This is a genomic window from Stutzerimonas stutzeri (genome assembly GCF_024448985.1).
In the GTDB taxonomy this organism is placed as follows: Bacteria; Pseudomonadota; Gammaproteobacteria; order Pseudomonadales; family Pseudomonadaceae; genus Stutzerimonas; species Stutzerimonas stutzeri_AP.
Window position 1 is genome coordinate 46,376 of sequence record NZ_JAMOII010000020.1, and the last position, 19,234, is coordinate 65,609.

Annotated in this window: 19 protein-coding genes; 10 read left to right on the forward strand and 9 right to left on the reverse strand. The window is 59.1% G+C overall.

The window, feature by feature from the left end; translation table 11 throughout:
- Nucleotides 1-5 precede the first annotated feature (5 nt).
- The 4 genes from accB to NA647_RS16925 form a co-directional block, all read right to left on the reverse strand.
- On the reverse strand, nucleotides 6-461 hold the full coding sequence (gene accB / locus NA647_RS16910) for an acetyl-CoA carboxylase biotin carboxyl carrier protein (RefSeq protein ID WP_131649976.1): 456 nt from the start codon (nucleotides 459-461) through the stop codon (nucleotides 6-8).
- Nucleotides 462-540: 79 nt separating this feature from the next.
- Nucleotides 541-984: a type II 3-dehydroquinate dehydratase gene (aroQ, locus tag NA647_RS16915; protein ID WP_256058746.1), complete on the reverse strand. Its 444-nt coding sequence runs from the start codon at nucleotides 982-984 to the stop codon at nucleotides 541-543.
- A 199-nt stretch (nucleotides 985-1,183) separates the two neighbouring features.
- Entirely contained in the window at nucleotides 1,184-2,953 is a 1,770-nt protein-coding gene (locus NA647_RS16920; RefSeq protein WP_256058747.1) for a protein-disulfide reductase DsbD, read from the reverse strand.
- Nucleotides 2,954-3,024: 71 nt separating this feature from the next.
- Nucleotides 3,025-3,348, reverse strand: a complete 324-nt coding sequence (locus NA647_RS16925; protein ID WP_256058748.1) for a Rieske (2Fe-2S) protein — start codon at nucleotides 3,346-3,348, stop codon at nucleotides 3,025-3,027.
- 303 nt (nucleotides 3,349-3,651) lie between these two features.
- Between NA647_RS16925 and NA647_RS16930 the strand changes: the two genes are divergently transcribed.
- The gene (locus NA647_RS16930) at nucleotides 3,652-4,524 is read left to right on the forward strand and encodes a ChaN family lipoprotein (RefSeq protein WP_256058749.1); all 873 of its coding nucleotides are present in this window, start codon (nucleotides 3,652-3,654) and stop codon (nucleotides 4,522-4,524) included.
- A gap of 236 nt (nucleotides 4,525-4,760) precedes the next feature.
- On the opposite strand, the gene NA647_RS16935 is transcribed toward NA647_RS16930, so the two are convergent.
- From NA647_RS16935 to NA647_RS16950, 4 genes are all read right to left on the reverse strand, one after another.
- Entirely contained in the window at nucleotides 4,761-5,558 is a 798-nt protein-coding gene (locus tag NA647_RS16935; RefSeq protein ID WP_256058750.1) for a Crp/Fnr family transcriptional regulator, read from the reverse strand.
- Nucleotides 5,559-5,663: 105 nt separating this feature from the next.
- Nucleotides 5,664-5,936 carry a TfoX/Sxy family protein gene (locus tag NA647_RS16940; RefSeq protein WP_256058751.1) on the reverse strand — a complete coding sequence of 91 codons (273 nt, stop codon included), beginning with the start codon at nucleotides 5,934-5,936 and terminating at the stop codon, nucleotides 5,664-5,666.
- Nucleotides 5,937-5,944: 8 nt separating this feature from the next.
- Nucleotides 5,945-6,697 carry a class I SAM-dependent methyltransferase gene (locus tag NA647_RS16945; RefSeq protein ID WP_256058752.1) on the reverse strand — a complete coding sequence of 251 codons (753 nt, stop codon included), beginning with the start codon at nucleotides 6,695-6,697 and terminating at the stop codon, nucleotides 5,945-5,947.
- 153 nt (nucleotides 6,698-6,850) lie between these two features.
- Nucleotides 6,851-8,413 carry an AAA family ATPase gene (locus NA647_RS16950; protein ID WP_256058753.1) on the reverse strand — a complete coding sequence of 521 codons (1,563 nt, stop codon included), beginning with the start codon at nucleotides 8,411-8,413 and terminating at the stop codon, nucleotides 6,851-6,853.
- Nucleotides 8,414-8,566: 153 nt separating this feature from the next.
- On the opposite strand from NA647_RS16950, the gene mrcB reads away from it, so the two are divergent.
- From mrcB to NA647_RS16965, 3 genes are read left to right on the forward strand one after another with little or no spacing between them, the layout of a single operon-like run.
- Nucleotides 8,567-10,879: a penicillin-binding protein 1B gene (mrcB, locus tag NA647_RS16955; protein WP_256058754.1), complete on the forward strand. Its 2,313-nt coding sequence runs from the start codon at nucleotides 8,567-8,569 to the stop codon at nucleotides 10,877-10,879.
- A 51-nt stretch (nucleotides 10,880-10,930) separates the two neighbouring features.
- Nucleotides 10,931-11,626 (forward strand): tetratricopeptide repeat protein, encoded by a 696-nt coding sequence (locus NA647_RS16960; protein WP_256058762.1) that lies wholly within the window; start codon nucleotides 10,931-10,933, stop codon nucleotides 11,624-11,626.
- Nucleotides 11,626-11,958, forward strand: coding sequence for a YqcC family protein (locus NA647_RS16965; protein WP_256058755.1), 333 nt, complete (start codon nucleotides 11,626-11,628; stop codon nucleotides 11,956-11,958). The genes NA647_RS16960 and NA647_RS16965 overlap by 1 nt, the downstream gene beginning before the upstream one ends.
- A 34-nt stretch (nucleotides 11,959-11,992) precedes the next feature.
- Here the strand turns inward: NA647_RS16965 and NA647_RS16970 are convergent, their stop codons facing one another.
- Nucleotides 11,993-12,427: a DUF4124 domain-containing protein gene (locus tag NA647_RS16970; protein WP_256058756.1), complete on the reverse strand. Its 435-nt coding sequence runs from the start codon at nucleotides 12,425-12,427 to the stop codon at nucleotides 11,993-11,995.
- A gap of 404 nt (nucleotides 12,428-12,831) precedes the next feature.
- Here NA647_RS16970 and NA647_RS16975 point away from each other — a divergent pair, with 404 nt between their 5' ends.
- The 6 genes from NA647_RS16975 to msrQ all read left to right on the forward strand — a co-directional run bounded on the left by NA647_RS16975 (nucleotide 12,832) and on the right by msrQ (nucleotide 18,783).
- A complete protein-coding gene (locus NA647_RS16975) occupies nucleotides 12,832-14,556 on the forward strand; it encodes an acetolactate synthase 3 large subunit (RefSeq protein ID WP_256058757.1) in 1,725 nt (574 codons plus the stop codon).
- Between the two features lie 2 nt (nucleotides 14,557-14,558).
- Nucleotides 14,559-15,050, forward strand: coding sequence for an acetolactate synthase small subunit (ilvN, locus tag NA647_RS16980; RefSeq protein ID WP_256049824.1), 492 nt, complete (start codon nucleotides 14,559-14,561; stop codon nucleotides 15,048-15,050).
- 46 nt (nucleotides 15,051-15,096) lie between these two features.
- On the forward strand, nucleotides 15,097-16,113 hold the full coding sequence (gene ilvC / locus NA647_RS16985) for a ketol-acid reductoisomerase (RefSeq protein ID WP_256049823.1): 1,017 nt from the start codon (nucleotides 15,097-15,099) through the stop codon (nucleotides 16,111-16,113).
- A 150-nt stretch (nucleotides 16,114-16,263) separates the two neighbouring features.
- A complete protein-coding gene (gene pssA / locus NA647_RS16990) occupies nucleotides 16,264-17,097 on the forward strand; it encodes a CDP-diacylglycerol--serine O-phosphatidyltransferase (protein ID WP_256058758.1) in 834 nt (277 codons plus the stop codon).
- Nucleotides 17,098-17,155: 58 nt separating this feature from the next.
- On the forward strand, nucleotides 17,156-18,166 hold the full coding sequence (gene msrP / locus NA647_RS16995; protein ID WP_256058759.1) for a protein-methionine-sulfoxide reductase catalytic subunit MsrP: 1,011 nt from the start codon (nucleotides 17,156-17,158) through the stop codon (nucleotides 18,164-18,166).
- The gene (gene msrQ / locus NA647_RS17000) at nucleotides 18,166-18,783 is read left to right on the forward strand and encodes a protein-methionine-sulfoxide reductase heme-binding subunit MsrQ (RefSeq protein ID WP_256058760.1); all 618 of its coding nucleotides are present in this window, start codon (nucleotides 18,166-18,168) and stop codon (nucleotides 18,781-18,783) included. The genes msrP and msrQ overlap by 1 nt, the downstream gene beginning before the upstream one ends.
- The last annotated feature ends 451 nt before the right edge of the window (nucleotides 18,784-19,234 follow it).

Sequence of the window (19,234 nt, forward strand, 5' to 3'; positions counted from 1 at the left end):
GCGGTTCAAACGATGGTGAACAGCGGCTGGTCGTATTCGACCGGCTGACCATTCTCCACCAGGATGGATTCGATGGTGCCGCTGGTTTCGGCCTCGATGTGGTTCATCATCTTCATGGCTTCGACGATGCAGAGAATGTCGCCCTTCTTGACGCTCTGGCCAACATCGGCGAACGGCTTGGATTCTGGCGAGGAGGCGCGGTAGAAGGTGCCGACCATCGGCGAGCGAACCACGGTGCCGTTCAGCTTCGGAGCAGCTGGAGCGGCATCAGCGACCGGGGCAGCAGCCACTGGTGCCGCTGCTGGTGCGGCGGGGGCCTGTGCATAGATCGGCTGTTGCATGGCTACTTGTTTGCTGTGGCGGCTGATGCGTACCGACTCCTCACCCTCGTGGATCTCCAGTTCGTCGATCCCGGACTCTTCCAGCAGTTCGATCAGTTTCTTGACTTTGCGAATATCCATGAAGCGTTGACTCCCAGGTAAGTTCAAAGGGTGTTGCCGCTCGCTTTATCGAGCCCCGGCATGCTTGCGCGCAGGCCCGTCAGGAAGCAGCGAGTTGTTCCAGGGCGGCCTCCAATGCCAGCCGATAGCCGCTGGCGCCCAGGCCGCAGATCACACCTACCGCGACATCCGAAAAGTAGGAGTGATGGCGGAAAGGTTCACGTTTGTGCACGTTTGAGAGGTGCACTTCGATGAATGGGATGCTCACTGCCAGCAACGCGTCACGTAACGCGACACTTGTATGTGTGAAGGCGGCAGGATTAATGAGAATGAAATCGACACCCTCATTTCGAGCGGCGTGAATGCGCTCGATCAATTCGTATTCGGCGTTAGATTGCAGGTGCAGCAGATGATGGCCAGCATCGCGCGCGCGCTGCTCCAGATCCTGATTGATCTGCGCCAGCGTCATCGAGCCGTAGACGCCCGGTTCGCGGGTGCCGAGCAAATTCAGATTCGGGCCGTGAAGGACCAGAAACGTCGCCATGAATATTCCTTGTTGTTGTGCCCGATCGCGCCAGTAGGGCGGGGCTGATCGAGAAGGGGAAAAACTATGCACGAAGCAGGGGCTGACTGTCCAGTCATGCTGCGATCGGCGTAAATGCCCGCATTATAAGTGGAGATTGCCGCAAGGTTGCTGGGGCGTAATCCCGTTTCGCTGTGATCGCGGCGAAGCGGGGCAGGCGCTAGCGCAATGCTTCCGCGCGGTTCAACCGTTCAGCGAATTGAGCTACGTCGATTTCGCCGACGACACGGGCATCGGAGATTTCCTGGCCGCTGTGATCGAAGAACAGGACGGCCGGTGGGCCGAACAGTTTGTAGCGATCGAGAAGTGCTCGCTGCTGCGCATTGCTCTCGGTGATATCGAAGCGGATCAGGCGGTAGTCCGCTAGGCGAGGCGCGATCAGCGGATCGGCAAATACTTCGCGCTCGATCACCTTGCAGCTGATGCACCAGTCGGCATACCAGTCGAGCATCAGCGGTTCTCCGGCAGCGCGAGCGGCTGCCAGTTGCGCGTCGAGTTCCGCTGGGGTCGACAGGGTGTGCCAGTTTTCAGCCTGCGCGGCCCCGCTGCCTGCAACGAATGTGGCATGTGGCAGCGGCCGCAACGGATCGGAGCCGCCCTGTAATGCCCCGATCCATGCGGCCAGGGCGTAAACCAGCAATACCAGGCCAAGCAGCTGTGCGAGCTTCTGTCGAGGCGTCTTGGAAGTGAGTTCAAGCGTGCCCAGAAACAACGCCGTACCAGCGGCCAGCAACCCCCACAACGCCAGCGCCAGCGGGCCCGGCAGCACGCGTTCGAGCATCCAGACCGCCACGGCGAGTAGCAGCACGCCGAAGGTGTTGCGTACGCTGATCATCCAAGGGCCGCTCTTGGGCAGCAGCGCACCGCCACTGGTGGCGAACAGTACCAGCGGGGCGCCCATGCCGAGGCCCAGCGCGAACAGTTTCAATCCCCCGCCCAGCGCATCGCCGCTGGCGCTGATATACAGCAGGGCGCCGGCCAATGGCGCTGATACGCATGGAGAGACCAGTAGACTGGAGACGCCGCCGAGCAGGGCGGCGCCAGTGAACGAGCCGCCCTTGGCGTTCCCGGCTAGACGATCGAGACGACTGCTCAGTGCCTGTGGCAGGCGCAGTTCGTACAGACCGAACATCGCCAGCGCGAACGCCGCGAAGAACAGCGCGAAGGGCACCAACACCCAGGGAGATTGCAGGCGTGCCTGCAGGTTCAGTTCGGCGCCGAACACGCCCATCAGTGCGCCCAACAGGGCAAATCCGCCGGCCATCGGCAATACGTAGGCGAGCGACAACAGGAAGCTGCGCATGCCGCCGGGTTGACCGCGCAGCACCACGCCGGAAAGGATCGGCAGCATCGGCAGCACGCAGGGTGTGAAGGTCAGGCCCAGGCCGGCGAGAAAGAACAGCGCTACGGAGCGCCAAGAAAGCGTATCGCCATCGCTGGTATCGCTGGGTGCAGCGGCGGCCGGAGTGCCACTTGCGGTGATCTCGAACGACTCGGTTTCAGGTGGATAGCACAGCCCCTTGTCGGCGCAGCCCTGGTAGCCGACCAGCAGCGTGAAGGGTCGGTTGTCGGGGTTCTGCACCGGCAGCTCTATATCGAGAATGCCGTAATAGACTTCGACCTCACCGAAATACTCGTCCGTCTTCTGCTCGCCTGCCGGAAGCTGTGCGTCGCCGAGAATCACACCGGCGTCGCTCGTCTTGAACTCGAAGCGATGCCGGTAGAGGTAGTAGCCCTCGGCGCCGATGAAGCGCAGTTTGATCCGCTCGGGCGTTGCGTCTACCAAGCTCAGGCGGAAGGCTTCACGCACCGGTAGAAAGTCGGCGCTGTTGTCCAGGCCGCCCAGGGTGGCACTCGGGCGACCATCGAACAGGCCCGCGGTGGCAGGAAGGGTGAATAGCAGGATCAGCAGACACAGCAAACGGCGCATGATCATCTCACTTGGGGCAGTGGGCGAATGATACCCAACGTGGCGAATCGTCGCCTGGGCGCAACGTCGCACTACCGCGCGTTTTGCAACCAGATGATGCCGTCGCGCTCGGTGCTTGGCAGTGCTCGCAGGGCTTGACCGGCACAGGGGCCGGCAACGCACTCGCCGCTGTCGATGAGAAACAGCGCGCCGTGGGTGGCGCACTGGATCAGGCTGCCGCTGCTGTCGAGAAACCGGTCCGGAACCCATTCCAAGGGTATCCCTCGATGCGGACAGCGGTTCTCGTAGACATGCACGATGTCGTCCTTGCGTATAACGAGCAGGCGCTGCCCCTGTATTTCCAAGCCTTTGCTCTGGCCTTCGGCGATATCGCTCGCGGCGCATAATCGAATCATGTTTCCCCCTGTCAGCCCGGGATTATCACCTAGGTGCTCGGATTGGTGGAGAACCAAGACGGATTAAAGGTGGCGGACCGGCTGGCTGGCTTTTCCTTCGCCCGAGTGGCTGCAGCGGGCATGATCGGGTTCGTTGGGTTGCTGGTGCCCCATTTGGGAAGTCTGTTGGTCGGCCCCGGTTAATCGGCGCGCCCGGGCAGTGCTGTGTGCCGATTCGCTGAGATCGGTATTCGGCCTCGATGTTTGATACAACGGCACCCTGGAAAGGGAAACCCGTTTGCCATTGCACCTGAGGAGCTGTCGATGCGAATTTTGTTACCTATTGCCCTGATCTTGCTGGCGGCGTGTCAATTGCCCCCGCCATTGCCGTCCTGGCAGAGCCCCGAGGGCCTGGCGCATTCTGATCTTGGTCAGATCATAGATCTGCGCAGCGGTGAACGGCTTTCGGCGCAGCAGCTGGTGAGCGAATTGGCCGATGTCGATCAGGTGTTGATTGGTGAGCGCCATGATAACCCCGACCATCACACGCTACAGCGCTGGCTTCTTCAGGCGCTGGCTCAGCGGCGCGAGCAGGGCAGCCTGCTATTGGAAATGCTAAACCCGGATCAACAGAAGCGCGTCGCGCGCGTGCAGGCGTCTATCGGGCGAGGGCAATGGCCGGCGGATCTGCCCGAAGCGCTTGCATGGCAAAGGGGCTGGGATTGGGACCTTTACGCGCCAGTAGTCGAGTATGCCTTGGCGCAACCTTATCCGATGCTGGCGGCGAATCTCGATCGCGCTGAGATCACCGATATCTACCGCCGCAAACCGCAGTTGAGGGGGCGCGCAGCTGCGGAGCCAGTGCAAAAGAAACTGCTAGCGCAGATACGCGCTTCTCATTGCGACATGCTACCTGAGGCCCAGCTGCCGCCAATGCTGGCCGTGCAACAGCAGCGTGACCGCCGGATGGCCGAGCAACTGAACGCGGCCCCGAAACCTGCGGTGCTGCTGGCAGGAGCCTTTCATGTGCGACGTGACCTCGGCGTGCCCTTGCATCTTGCGAATCGTGACACGAAGGTCTTGGTGCTCGTCGAGGTAGGCGAGACCTTGAGTGCGGAGCAGGCTGATTTCGTTTGGTTCACACCGGCCCAGCCGCAGCAGGACCATTGCGCCGAGTTTGGTAAGAAATTGCAGTAGCTGTTTCAGGCAAGCGAGCCGGAATGCATTTATCTCAGGCAAAAAAAGACCCGGCAAGAGCCGGGTCAAAACCGTGATTAGCCTGATGAGGAGATAACCTGAAAGTCCGACTGCCTGGCCTTCCAGCTTACCAACTGATCTCTCGATCAGTGGTGCTAATAGTAACAATTCTCATTTCGACGTCAATGGCTAATTCGAAATAATTTCCGTCAGAATAAATCGGCTTCATTGCGCGCTTAAGCGGGGATTGGCAGGCGCAACTGCGTGACTTCCTTGTTGAGCAGGTCGATCCGCCTGGCCATGCTTTCTATCAGGCTATGCGCGATCTTTGGGTTGTTCTGCATCAAACCGAGGAACTGATACTTGGGAATCAGCATGACGGTGCAGGCGGACGTCGCAACGACGCTCGCGCTGCGCTTTTCGTGAGTGAACACAGCCATCGCGCCGAAGATTTCATCGCGCTGGACATCACCGACCTTCTGACCGTCGACAATCGCTTCGGCGTGACCCTCGATGATGATGAATACATTGTCTGCATCGTCGCCCTGACGGATCAGCTCTTCGCCAGCAGCAAAATGCTGGAATCCGGTCGTCGGATGAATTTCGGGCTGCTTCAGGCGGGCCAGCGCATCGGATAACAGTACCGTCTGGCCGATGAGATATTGCGTGAAGAGCTCCTGTCGGTGCTGATCGGCATGGATATGTTGAAACACCGCGCTGCGTGAATACGGAATCAGGCGGATCGATTCGTCGCTGCGATAACGACAAGCCGGCAAGTCGATGCCTTGGCGAAGGCCGAGAAGATCCCCTTCCTGCATATAGAACAACGGTCGCTCATCAACGAGGGCATGCAGTAGCCCGCTCTCGATGATGAACAGTTGCTGTTCGGGCAATTCATCGGTGAAATCGTCAGAACCCTTGATTTCGATAGGTGGGGCAGTAGGTGCCAGGCCATCCAGAAGTTGCGCGGGGATCCCCTGCAAGCGGTTGATCAGCTGATCGGCATAAGCCGGTTGTTCCCCGAGTAGATACATGACGACAGTCCTTGAACAGCGGGCTCAGAACGGTTGAGCGATGCGCGCACTCACGATAATGCTGCCGAGGGGTAGGAGTAAATCACGCTACGTAGAGGTTGTGAGCTAGCTCTTGTCTCCAGCGTCGCTGCCATTGAGCCGCTGATTCAATTCATTCTTGAGCGTGTCCGGAAGCTCCTTCCAGTTCATGTCCCGCAATGCCCCTTCGATGGCATAAAGCAACACGCGCGATGCGTTGAATCCACGTGACTTGACCGCCTGGTAAGCGTTGACCGCGCCGAGCCGATGCAAGTCATCGGCTGTATGGATACCCGAGGCGTGCAGCCATTGCGCGGATGTCTTACCGAGGTTTTTCAGGGTCAGCAGCTCGTCGTGCACGGTTGCTCCTATCGGCCCGGATAGCCGGCAACGAAGTGAAGCGGCCAGCGAACCCTGCGCTGTCGCTCCGGATCGCCCCAACACTGCGCGAGTTCGGGTTCGAGCTGAGTTATCGGATCGTTCCCATGGACCTTTTGCCACTGTTTGACGGCTGACCATGTCCGCATATAGCCGAGCAGTTGGGGCAGATTCCAATGGGCCTCGATTGCGAAGTTCGGAGGCTCGAGGGCTTTGAAGGGCGCCTGAATATCGCGATAGCCTGCATCGACACTGGCGCGTCCTTGTGGCCAGTAGCCGTTCAGTGTATCGCCATGCAGACAAGCAATGACCGCATCCAGCATCGGCTCGATACGAAGCAGGGAATAGCACCAGGCGCAGAAGAAACCGTCGGGCGCGAGCACTCGCTTTGCCTCGGCGAAGAACGCTGGGGTAGCAAACCAGTGCAACGCCTGCGCGACGACTAGTAGATCGGCCATGCCTTCGCGCAACGGCAGCCGCTCGGCCTCGGCAGCGAGGCGCGTTGCGGACCGCCAGCCCGAACTGCCGCTCAGTTGGTGAGGGCTGGCATCGCAGGCAAGGACCTGCTCGAAATGATCCAGCAGAGGAAGCGTCGCCTGGCCACTGCCAGCCGCGACATCTAAGGCATAGCGACGTCGTGGACTCCTATCAGCGAGCCAGCGGAACAAGTCGTCCGGATAGGTAGGGCGGAACTGTGCATATTCGTCGGAGCGAATCGAAAAAAGCCGGACGCTGTCACCCATGGTGATGGTCCGGCAGCACTAGAGGCAGAGCGCAGTGTGGCATGGTCGACTTCCGCAGGCAGGCATCGCCAAGTATAGAAGCACCGCCGGGTTCTGCCCGTAGCGGTGCGCTAATGCTGTCGCGTTGCGCCTGCGGGATGTCGTATCCGTGCGTTAGAGCCCTGGCAGCCGCTGGCGAACCACACTGACGAGGTTGTCGAGGCTGCCTGCCTCGGGCGTGTTGATCTGGCGGCTGAGCAAATGTTCGCGTTCGGTCAGCGGCTCACGGGAGGCCTGTTGCGCCTTGATCACGGCCATGGTCGCGTCGGATGGGTCACCGCCTTCGGCCTGCCGCTGGGTAAGCCATTGCTCGATCACCGCCTCGGGCGCTTCGCACGTGAGGATCAGGAACGGGACGCCGGTCGACTCAGCCACTTGCCACGCCGTCTGACGCTGCTGCTGCTTGAGATACGTTGCATCGATCACCACCGAAAAGCCGGCATTCAGTGCGGTCACAGCCACTGAGTGCAGCCGCTGGTAGGTCGCTTCGCCCGCTTCGGCGCTATAAATGCCAGCGTCCAGCTCGGCGACAAGGCCTTGCGGCTGCTCACCATGCAACCGCTTGCGCTCGATATCCGAACGCAACCTGATGGCGCCCAACGCCTCGACCAGACGTAGCGCAACCTGGCTTTTGCCCACTGCCGAGACGCCATGGGTGATGGCGAGAAAGCGAGAAGGAATGGCGCTGTAGCTTTCCGCCAGATTGGCGTAGCTGCGGTACTGGCGCAGGATCACGCGGCGCTGTACCGCGTCCTGCTCCTGATGCAGCCGGAAAAGGCTGACCTTGGCACGAACCATCGCCCGATAGGCTTTGTACAGGCTGAGCAATTCGAGCGAGGCGTAATCTCCGGTGCGCTCCAGCCAGCCGTTGATGAAGCGGCGTGCTTGGCACTTCAGGCCGCGGTCTTCCAGGTCCATCGCCAGGAACGCCGCATCGGAAGCGATATCGATCAGGCGGAAGGGCTCGTTGAATTCAATGCAATCGAACAGCACGACCTTGTCGTCGATGATCGTTGCGTTGCCGAGGTGCAGGTCGCCATGGCATTCACGGATGAACCCCTGCTGGGTGCGCTGCTGCAGCAGCGGTTGCAATCGGGCAATGCTCGTTTCGGTCCAATCGAGTAGCGCGTCGAGTTGTTGCAGGTCGGACTGCTCGCTTAGTAAGGGGCGGATCTGCTCGAAGTTTTGCCGCATCGGCGCGACGATCGCGTCGGCGCTGTTCAGCGAGTGGCCCGCCGGCACCTGAGGGATACTCAGATGAAACTGGGCGATTTGCTCGGCGAGGGCGTCGATATGTGCGTCGGTCAGCTCGCCGCGTGCCTGCACTTCGGCCATTAGTTGAGTCTGCGGAAACTCGCGCATTTGCAGAAGGTAATCGATCGGCTCGCCGTCGCCGTCGATCACCGGGGCGTCAACGCTGCCGGTAATAGGCAGGACGCGCAGATAGATGTCTGGAGCCATTCGCTGATTCAAACGCAGCTCTTCTTCGCAGTAGTGCTTGCGAGCCGTCAGGTCGGTAAAGTTGAGAAAGCCAAAATCCACCGGCTTCTTCATTTTGTAGGCATAGGTGCCGGTGAGGATGACCCAGGAGATATGGGTTTCGATGACCCGGAAGCCGTCGACCGGATGTGGGTAGAGGGCCGGATCTTGCAGTGCGGCGATCAATGCTTGGCTCACGGTCATTCCTTGCAGTTTGTCGATGGGGTGTGCGGGTCCAATGGGACGCAGATCACACAGTCGAAAGCGCTCCATTATGTCTTCCCCGACCAGACCTGCAAACCGCCAGGAGGCCGTCTTCCGGGCAAATCAAAGTGCGTATAATGCGCCGCCATGACTAAAGCACGCTCCTCTCGATCCCGTACCAAGCGCCGTTCCAGTGGGTCTCGCCCCTGGCTGGGCTGGGTAATCAAGCTATCTATCGTGGCCCTGGTGATACTCGCCGGCGTCGCCGTTTACCTCGATGCCGTGGTGCAGGAGAAATTCTCCGGCAAACGCTGGACCATTCCGGCGACGGTCTATGCGCGACCGCTGGAATTGTTCGTTGGGCAAAAGCTCGCCAAGGACGACTTCCTGACGGAGCTCGATGCGCTGGGGTATCGCCGCGAAAAGGCTGTCAGCGGTCCTGGCAGTATGTCGGTTGCCGCAAGCACCGTGGAAATGCACACCCGCGGGTTCCGGTTTTACGAAGGGATCGAAGAGTCGCAGCGCATCCGCGTGCGTTTTTCTGGCGATTTCGTCGCCGGTCTCACTCGCGCCAATGGTGACGAGCTGCCGGTGGCCCGCCTCGAGCCTGTAACAATCGGTGGACTTTATCCGGCTCATAACGAAGACCGCATCCTGATCCAGCTCGAGCAGGCGCCGCCTTATTTGGTCGAGACATTGGTCGCGGTCGAGGATCGGGAGTTTTTCAATCACTTTGGTGTTTCACCCAAATCCATCGCGCGCGCCGTCTGGGTTAACCTGACTGCCGGCGAAGTGCGCCAGGGTGGCAGCACGCTCACCCAGCAGCTGGTCAAGAACTTCTATCTGACTAACGAGCGCAGCCTCAGCCGCAAAGCCACCGAAGCGATGATGGCCGTGTTGCTGGAGCTGCATTACGACAAGAACGAAATCCTCGAGGCCTACCTCAATGAGGTGTTTCTCGGGCAAGACGGTCGCCGAGCCATTCACGGGTTTGGTCTGGCCAGTCAATACTTCTTCGGTCGTCCACTGGCCGAATTGAAGGTTCAGCACATCGCGCTGTTGGTCGGCATGGTGAAGGGTCCGACTTACTATAATCCGCGGCGCCATCCGGAACGGGCGCTCGAACGCCGCAACCTTATCCTCGACCTTCTGGCCGAGCAGCAGGTACTCACTTCCGAAGAAGCGGAAGCGGCTCGGAAAGCTCCGCTCGGGGTGACGCAGCGGGGCAGCCTGGCGGACAGTTCCTATCCGGCATTCCTCGATCTGGTCAAGCGCCAGCTGCGCGAGGATTACCGCGACGAGGATCTGACGGAAGAGGGGCTGCGGGTCTTCACCAGCTTCGATCCGATTCTGCAGATGAAGGCCGAGAGGGCGATGAGCGAAACGCTGAAACGCCTCGGCAAGGCCGCCGAAGGCGTCGAAGGAGCGATGCTCGTGACCAACCCGGAAACCGGAGAGTTGCAGGCGATGCTTGGTGGTCGTCAGCCTGGGTTCGCCGGTTTCAACCGTGCGTTGGATGCGTCGCGACCCATCGGGTCGCTGATCAAGCCAGCAATCTACCTCGCGGCGCTGGAGAAACCGAGTCAGTACACGCTGACCAGTCTGCTGGAAGATGAACCCTTTTCGGTCAAGGGCGCCGATGGCCAGGTATGGAAGCCGCAGAATTACGGGCGCACCGCGCACGGTACCGTTTATCTCTATCAGGCGCTGGCCAATTCCTACAATCTGTCGACGGCGCGCCTCGGTCTCGATTTGGGGGTGCCTCATGTATTGAAGACCCTGGAACGACTGGGCGCTTCGCCGGATTGGCCAGCCTATCCCTCGATGCTGTTGGGTGCTGGCGGGCTTCGGCCTATCGAGGTTGCAGACATGTACCAGACGCTGGCCAACGGAGGTTTCAATACGCCGCTACGAGGTATTCGCAGTGTCGTGGCCGCCGACGGAGAGCCGCTGAGTCGCTATCCGTTCAAGATCGAACAGCGTTTCGATGCCGGCGCTATCTATCTGACCCAGTACGCCATGCAGCGCGCCATGCGCGAGGGGACGGGCCGCTCAGCATACAATCACGTGCCGAAGTCATTAGCGCTGGCGGGCAAGACAGGCACCACCAACGATTCACGTGATAGCTGGTTCGCCGGGTTCAGTCAGGACCTGCTTGCGGTGGTCTGGCTGGGGCGTGATGACAATGGCAAAACGTCGCTGACCGGCGCCACCGGAGCGTTGCAGGTATGGGCAGATTTCATGCGCCGTGCCGATCCGCTGCCGCTGCAGGCCGCGTTGCCTGAGAATGTCGAGATGGCCTGGGTAGATGCTCGAACCGGTGAGGGGACGCTGGAAAACTGTCCTGACGCCGTACAGATCCCCTACATTCGCGGTAGCGAGCCTGCGCCGGGCCCTGGTTGTGGAATCCAGGCGCCGGCCGAATCGGTCATGGATTGGGTTCGTGGCTGGTTACCCTGATCGGCCAGCTGTATGGAATTTCAAGAGGTTCGAATGTTGAGCAAACAATGGATGATAGTTGTGATGGCCGCTGTGCTGGTGCAAGGCTGCGCAACGGTTAAGCGAGGGGCGATACCCGTCGTCGACTCGGGAACGCCTGTTTCCGAAGAGGTTTCGGCGCGGCAGGCTCAGCGTCCGGCTGTTCCGCCTGCCATGACAAGTCCTGCTGCTGCGCAAGAGTCGGGCGTCACGGTTATGGTGCCGCAGCAGAATTCGGAACCGCTGCAGACGTTCGCGGCTCCGGATAGCTCATTCTCTGGATCTGTAGCGCCGGCACCGGATGCACCAGCGCAATGGAGGGCGCCGGAACCGGCTCCGGTGCCGAGCCAATCCGTGCCCACCGGTATTCCGTCCAGTAGTGGAACGCTTTCGGCGGATGAGCGACTCGATGGCCCCGTGCTGGCATTGCTGACCACGGCTCAGCAACAACAGGGTGGCGGCGACCTGAATGGCGCTGCGTCCAGCCTCGAGCGTGCTCAGCGTATCGCGCCCCGTGAACCTCAGGTGCTTTACCGCCTGGCCCAGGTGCGCCTGGCTCAAGGTGATCCGGTGCAGGCCGAGCAGCTTTCCCGGCGGGGCTTGAGCTATGCCGGTGGCCGTCCGGCGCTGCAGGCAAGTCTGTGGGAGCTGATCGCCCAAGCGCGCGAGCGTCAGGGTAATGCCGCAGGCGCCGCGCAGGCTCGTGAGCGAGCCAAGGTAACGATGTAATGGATAATCGTGTTCCTGATTTGGCTGAGCAATTGTTGGTCATCGAGCGGGAGCTGCGTGTGTGCGGGCTATGGGCTTCGTCGCCACCAGAGGCTCAGGCATTTGCGAGCCAAGAGCCTTTTTGCGTCGACACGCTATCGTTCGAGCAGTGGCTGCAATGGATTTTTCTTCCGCGGATGAAGGACATTCTGGAGCGCGATGATCCGCTACCGACCGTTTCGGGCATTCTGGCGATGGCGGAGATGGTCTATCAGCGCCGGCCGCTGGAGATGGCTGGGCTGCTGAGGGCGCTAGAAACCTTCGATGAGTTGATCAGTCGCGGCGAGGCGTGACGCGCGCCAGCCGGAAGGCTGGCGCTGACTTTGTTCATTGGTTGCAGGTGTCAGCGATTTTTTGGCTGGTTTCGGTAATGCGTTCCTGACGCTCTTCTTCCCTTAGCCGACGCATTTCCCCATCTTCTTCTACGCGCACTCGAGGATTGTTCTGGAGCTGCGCTAGGTTGGTTCGTAGCGTTGTGCAGTAGCGCTGACGCTCCGCTTCTTGTTCGGCCACCTGTTTCTTCACTTGGCGATCTATCTCGCGCTGTTCCGATTCCTCGGAAGGTTCCGAGGTGGCAGCCGCGGCAGGAGTAGGTCTGGGTGGCGGTGTTGCAGTGTTGAGCACTTCGGCGGGTTGGCCCTGCGGAGGTTGCGCACCAAAGTGAGTGATGCCTTGTGCATCCACCCACTTGTAAACCTGGCTGGCCATGACGCTGCTGCTCAAGGCAAGCAGCAGACCGCCAGCGAAAATCGTCAAACGCATGCTAATCCCTTCTGTGGAATGCAGAACCAGGTCGGTACTATACGCAAAAGCCGAGCGCCTTCATTCTGCGCTGGATCACAGCTGAAACAGCCGGAAGGCCAACTGTAGACTTGACTTGGCCAGGCCTAATCCGAACAATTCCATGCTTGCTGTTCTGATTGGTCGGTGAAACGGCCCTTTCAGCAATCATGAAGGTGCACACCCGCGCCGACTTGTAACATCCGCAACGCGTTACCTCGCGCTGGGAGGGAAGGCTCCGCAACACTTTGGGGCGTTCCTGAATACTCGCTAATCAGCAGCTGACGTAGTCGGCGACCACCGTCGCTCATGCGCTGTCTGGCAGTAAACCAATTTCTGGCCGGTCCAACGCGGGGCGGCTATCTGGCGTTTTAGAGGTGAACAACGTGGAACTTTTATCCGGCGCTGAAATGGTCGTCCGCTTCTTGCGCGACGAAGGCGTTAAGTACATCTATGGCTATCCGGGCGGAGCCTTACTGCACATCTACGATGCGCTGTTCAAGGAAAAGGAAGTCACGCACATCCTCGTTCGCCACGAACAGGCCGCCACGCACATGGCCGATGGTTACGCCCGCGCGACCGGCAAAGCTGGCGTGGTGCTGGTGACCTCTGGCCCCGGCGCAACCAACGCCATCACCGGTATTGCCACCGCCTATATGGACTCGATCCCGATGGTGGTGATTTCCGGCCAGGTGCCGAGCACCATGGTCGGCACCGACGCCTTCCAGGAAACCGACATGATCGGTATCTCCCGGCCCATCGTGAAGCACAGCTTCATGATCAAGCATCCTTCGGAAATCCCCGAAGTGATGAAAAAAGCGTTTTATCTCGCTGAGTCTGGCCGCCCTGGGCCGGTTGTCATCGACATCCCGAAGGATATGACCAACCCGGCCGAAAAATTCGAATACGTTTACCCGAAGAAAGCCAAGCTGCGGTCTTACAGTCCGGCGCTACGTGGTCATTCGGGGCAGATCCGCAAGGCGGCGGAGCTGCTCCTGTCAGCCAAACGGCCAATCATCTACGCAGGTGGTGGTGTGGTCATGGGCGGCGCCTCAGCGCAGCTGACCGAACTGGCTAAGATGCTCAACCTTCCAGTAACCAATACCTTGATGGGGCTTGGTTGCTATCCGGGTAGCGACCGCCAGTTCGTCGGCATGCTCGGTATGCACGGCAGTTATACCGCCAACCTGGCAATGCATCACTCCGACGCGATTCTTGCGGTCGGCGCGCGTTTCGATGATCGCGTGATCAACGGTGCGACCAAATTCTGCCCGAACGCCAAAATCATTCACATCGACATCGATCCGGCCTCTATCTCAAAAACCATCAAGGCTGACATTCCGATCGTCGGACCGGTCGACAGTGTGCTCACTGAGATGGTCGCTATCGTCAAGGAAATCGGCCAGGCGCCGAATACCGAAACCATCGCGAGCTGGTGGAAGCAGATAGAAGAGTGGCGCGGCAGTCGCGGCCTATTTCCGTATGACAAGGGCGACGGCACTATCATCAAGCCGCAAGCTGTTATTGAAATGCTATGCGAAGTGACCAAGGGCGAGGCCTATGTTGCCTCTGACGTTGGTCAGCACCAGATGTTCGCTTCCCAGTACTACCGGTTCGACAAGCCCAACCGCTGGCTCAATTCCGGTGGCCTTGGCACCATGGGCTTCGGTTTCCCAGCGGCTATGGGCGCCAAGTTAAATTTCCCAGAGGCTGACGTTGCCTGTGTCACTGGCGAAGGCAGCATCCAGATGAATATTCAGGAATTGTCGACCTGCTTGCAGTACGACCTTCCAGTGAAAATCATCAACCTCAACAATGGCGCGCTGGGCATGGTCCGCCAGTGGCAGGACATGATGTACAGCAGCCGCTACTCGCACTCTTACATGGAGTCGCTGCCTGACTTCGTCAAGCTGGTCGAGGCTTATGGGCATGTGGGCATGCGCATCACCGATCTGAAGGATCTCAAGCCGAAGATGGAAGAGGCCTTCGCCATGAAAGACCGGCTGGTGTTCCTCGATATCGCCGTTGATACCAGCGAGCACGTCTATCCAATGCAAATCAAAGACGGCGCGATGCGCGATATGTGGCTCAGCAAGACGGAGCGGACCTGATCATGAGACACATTATTTCCCTTTTGATGGAAAACGAACCAGGCGCTTTGTCTCGTGTGGTCGGGCTGTTCTCGCAGCGCAACTACAACATCGAGAGCCTGACCGTCGCGCCAACCGAAGACCCAACGCTGTCGCGGTTGACCCTGACCACTGCAGGTCATGAGGAGGTGATCGAACAGATCACCAAGAACCTCAACAAGTTGATCGAGGTCGTCAAGTTGGTTGACCTGTCCGAGAGCGCGCACATCGAGCGCGAACTCATGCTGATCAAGGTAAAGGCAACCGGTGCACAGCGCGCCGAGGTCAAACGTACCACTGATATCTTCCGTGGGCAGATCGTCGACGTTACCTCCAATGTCTACACCATCCAACTCGCCGGCACGACCGACAAGCTGGACAGCTTCATCCAGGCCATCGGCACCACGTCGATTCTGGAAGTCGTGCGCAGCGGCGTCACCGGGATCTCCCGCGGCGACAAAGTGCTGAGCATCTAACACGATTTATCGAATGGCCCGAACGGCCAGCAACAGGGGTAATTCCATGAAAGTTTTCTACGACAAAGATTGTGACCTCTCCATCATTCAAGGCAAGAAGGTCGCGATCATCGGCTACGGCTCCCAGGGCCATGCGCATGCCTGCAACCTGAAAGATTCCGGTGTTGACGTGACTGTCGGACTACGTGCCGGCTCGCCTTCGGTTGCCAAGGCTGAAGCTCATGGTCTGAAAGTTGACAACGTGGCTGCCGCGGTTACTGCAGCTGACGTTGTGATGATCCTCACCCCGGACGAATTCCAGGGTCGCCTGTATAAGGACGAAATCGAGCCGAACCTGAAGAAGGGCGCAACCCTGGCGTTCGCTCATGGTTTCTCGATTCACTACAACCAGGTCGTACCTCGCGCTGATCTGGACGTGATCATGATCGCGCCGAAGGCCCCAGGCCACACCGTGCGTTCCGAATTCGTCAAGGGCGGTGGTATTCCTGACCTCATCGCCATCTACCAGGATGCTTCCGGTAATGCCAAGAACGTTGCGCTGTCCTACGCTTCCGGCGTTGGTGGTGGACGTACCGGCATCATCGAAACTACTTTCAAGGACGAAACTGAAACCGACCTGTTCGGTGAGCAGGCGGTTCTGTGTGGTGGTTGCGTCGAGTTGGTCAAGGCTGGCTTTGAGACTCTGGTCGAAGCTGGCTATGCGCCGGAAATGGCCTATTTCGAATGCTTGCATGAGCTGAAGCTGATCGTCGACTTGATGTTCGAAGGCGGCATCGCCAACATGAACTACTCGATTTCGAACAACGCTGAATACGGCGAATACGTGACTGGTCCGGAAGTCATCAACGCCGAATCCCGTGCCGCCATGCGCAACGCGCTCAAGCGTATTCAGGACGGCGAATACGCGAAGATGTTCATCACCGAAGGTGCTGCCAACTATCCCTCGATGACTGCCTACCGCCGCAACAATGCCGCTCACGGCATTGAAGTGGTCGGTGAGAAGCTGCGTTCGATGATGCCGTGGATCGCTGCAAACAAGATCGTCGACAAGAGCAAGAACTAATAGCGGTTCTGCTTGGAAAGAACGCGGCCTAGGCCGCGTTCTTTCGTTACGCCTATTGGCATCTGGTATAAATCGATTGCTTGAAGCCCAGCTGAACCCGTGATCCTGGGGTCTGTCGAAATTATTCAAACCTGCTGTAAGGTAAATTGCATGAGTGAGCATCCCGAAGAGCCGAACAAGTCAGTCGAGCCGGAAAGCTTGCTGCCGATCGACGAGCATGTCGAAGAGATCCAGGATTCAGAGGGACGAAAGGTTCGTCACCGTGGGATCTATCTGCTTCCCAACCTGTTCACCACTGCCAATCTGTTCGCCGGCTTCTTCTGCATCATTACGGCCATCAATGGCAACTTCTACGTAGCGGCCGCGACGGTATTCGTGGCGATGGTGCTAGACAGTCTCGATGGACGAGTGGCGCGGCTGACTAACACGCAGAGTGCCTTCGGTGCTGAATATGATTCGCTGTCCGACATGGTCGCCTTTGGTCTGGCGCCGGCTGTTCTGGCGTATGAATGGGCGCTATCAGGCTTGGGCAACGTAGGACTTACCATCGCGTTTATCTATGTTGCATGCGCCGCGTTGCGCCTCGCACGGTTTAACACTCAGATCGGCAAAGTCGACAAGCGCTGGTTTATCGGTTTGGCCAGTCCGGCTGCTGCGGGTGTGGTTGCCGGCTCGGTATGGGCGGTATGGGCGTTGGACGAGCCGGGTATTCGGGGCGTGGATTTGCCGATCGCGGTGGTGATGCTGTTTGCGCTGCTGGTCGCCACGGCCGGCCTGCTGATGGTTAGTAATATCAAGTACTACAGTTTCAAGGACCTCGATCTCAAAGGTCGGGTGCCCTTCGTGGCGATCCTGGTGGTGGTTCTGGTTTTCGCGGTGGTGTTCAGCGATCCGCCGCGCATTTTGCTGTTGATCTTCCTTGCTTACGCCGTCTCCGGACCCGTGCAGTTCTTGATGCGTCGTCGTAAGCGCGTCGAAAGTTGATTTCTCCGGTGATCCGCTGTCTATTGAATGGCCCAGGCCTCAGGCAGCGGAGCACATCATGCTTATCAAAATTCCTCGTCGCAGCGATTGCCGTGAATCCGAGGTAACGCCCGAAGCGCTTTATCTGAATCGCCGGCAAATATTGCAGGGGACTGCGATCTCGGTCGCCTGCGCGGGCTTCCCGCTGATGGCGTGCGCGCAGGAGGGGCGATACGAAGGGGTGGACGCGGCAGATGCTCCTGCTTGGTTCAATGCCAAGCGCGATAAAGCGCGTTGGGAAGCCGTCGTCGCGAAAGGTGAAGCCATCACTCCCTATCGCGATGCTACGCACTACAACAACTTCTATGAATTCGGCCCGGACAAGGGCGACCCCGCGGCTTATGCCCCCAAGCTAGTCACCGAACCCTGGACGGTCATGGTCGATGGCGAAGTAGCGAACCCGGGGACCTACTCCGTCGAGGAACTGTTTGCCGCGCCCCGGCTTGAGGAGCGTATATATCGCTTGCGCTGCGTCGACGCGTGGTCGATGGTCATTCCGTGGCTGGGCTTTCCGCTGGCTGAACTGATCCGTCGCCTCGAGCCGACCTCCAACGCAAAGTTTGTTCGTTTCGAGACTCTGGCCAGGCCTGAACAGATGCCGGGAATGCGTGCCGGTTTTTCACTGATTGGCTGGCCCTACATTGAGGGGCTCAGAATGGATGAAGCGATGCATCCGCTGAGTTTGATGACGGTCGGTATGTATGGTCGCGTGCTGCCAAACCAGAACGGCGCGCCCCTTCGCCTGATTGTTCCATGGAAGTATGGTTTCAAGAGCATCAAGTCCATTGTGCGCATCAGCTTCGTTCGGGAGCAGCCGGCAACCACTTGGCAGACAATGGCGCCTCAGGAATATGGTTTTTATGCCAACGTGAATCCGGACGTCTCCCATCCGCGGTGGTCCCAGGCGAGGGAGCGACGACTGCCCGGTAGTTTGTTCAGTCCCAACGTAAGGACAACGCTTGCATTCAATGGATACGCCGATGAAGTTTCGAGCCTGTACGCCGGAATGGATCTGAGCAAGGACTATTGATGCGCTACCCATGGTGGCGGCTGTTGTTGTTTCTGGCCGCGGCGAGCGTGCCATGCTATTGGCTGTACTTGGCGGCTATCGCGGCATTGGGGCCCGACCCTGGCAAGGTGCTGGTGGACAGCCTGGGGCAAGGTGCTATGGTGATGCTGCTGTGCTCTCTGGCGATGACGCCGTTGCAGCGACTCACGGCCTGGTCCGGATGGATCGCATTCCGTCGTCAGCTTGGGCTGTGGTCGTTCGCCTATGCAGCGCTGCACGTCTCGGCCTATCTGTATTTTATCCTGGGACTCGACTTCACCGGCTTCACGGCTGAGCTCATCGAACGGCCCTATATCGCGGTGGGCGCGATTGCGCTGCTGGGGTTGTCGGCGCTCGCCGCTACGTCCAACCGTGGGAGCATGCGCAAGCTGGGCAAGCGCTGGAAGAAACTGCATCGGGTCGTTTATCCGGTTGTCCTAATCGTGCTGCTGCACATGCTATGGGTCGTGCGAGCCGATGCTGGACGCTGGGCGCTTTACGCCACGGTTGCCGCTGTCCTGCTGCTGGCACGGTTGCCATCGGTAGAAAGAAAGCTCGCCGGCCGCGGCAGAGCGAAGCGAGTGCGATCTATTGATTGAAAAAAACTGAAAACAACCGTTGACGTGGTTTTCTGGGTGCCTATAATGCGCACCTTCTCCGGCGCAGGCCTTTAGCGAAACCTCTTGTAAATCAATAGGTTAGCGAAAATTAAGGGTTGCACGGATGGCGAATTCGAGTAGAATGCGCCGGGCTGACAGGGTGGTGGTTGAGCGCTGTTGGCGGCTCTGGTCAGGTTGATTGGATGCGGTTGAAAGAGGTGGTTGACAGCGGGTTTAGACGCTGTATGATTCGCCTCCCGCTGACGAGAGACGCTAGGTTGATCGGAAGCGCAAGCGGTTGAGAAGAAAGAAAAACTTCTTAAAAAACAGCTTGACGAGACACAAGGCTGCTGTAGAATGCGCGGCCTCGGTTGAGACGAAAGACTTGATCGAAACGCTCTTTAACAACTGAATCAAGCAATTCGTGTGGGTGCTTGTGAGGTAAGACTGA